The organism is Colwellia sp. Bg11-28 (genome assembly GCF_002836245.1).
Lineage (GTDB): Bacteria > Pseudomonadota > Gammaproteobacteria > Enterobacterales > Alteromonadaceae > Colwellia > Colwellia psychrerythraea_A.
The window spans coordinates 1-433 of sequence record NZ_PJBA01000011.1 but is presented as its reverse complement, the minus strand read 5'-3'; the positions used below and the strand labels follow the sequence as shown (position 1 = coordinate 433).

General features: G+C 48.7%; 1 protein-coding gene. It reads right to left on the bottom strand.

The features are described 5' to 3' along the window. The coding region (locus CXF79_RS17415; RefSeq protein WP_157825894.1) for an Ig-like domain-containing protein at positions 1–433 on the bottom strand (433 nt) is incomplete at both ends.

Genomic DNA, 433 nt, shown 5'->3' with positions numbered 1-433 from the left:
GTAAGTAGCCGTATACGTGCCGTCATTGTTATCCGTAACAGCAGCTATGGTGCCTGACGAAGCCGTTAAATTCACGGTATCCCCGCCAATGAGGACATTATTGCCATTACTGTCTTTCATTTGTACCGTGATGGTCGAGGTACTGGTGCCATCAGCAACCAACGTGGTCGGGTTTGCGCTAATAACCGATTGTCCCGCATCTGTCGCCCCGTTCTTCAAACTGATGGACGCATCATCGGTGATAACAATGCTGTTCAGTGTGCCCGTAATAGTGGCGGTGCCAACGGTAGTAGCACTGGTATAAATAGCCGTATACGTACCGTCATTGTTATCCGTAACAGCAGCTATGGTGCCTGACGAAGCCGTTAAATTCACGGCATCCCCGCCATTGTTGACATTATTACCATTACTGTCTTTCACTTGTACCGTGATG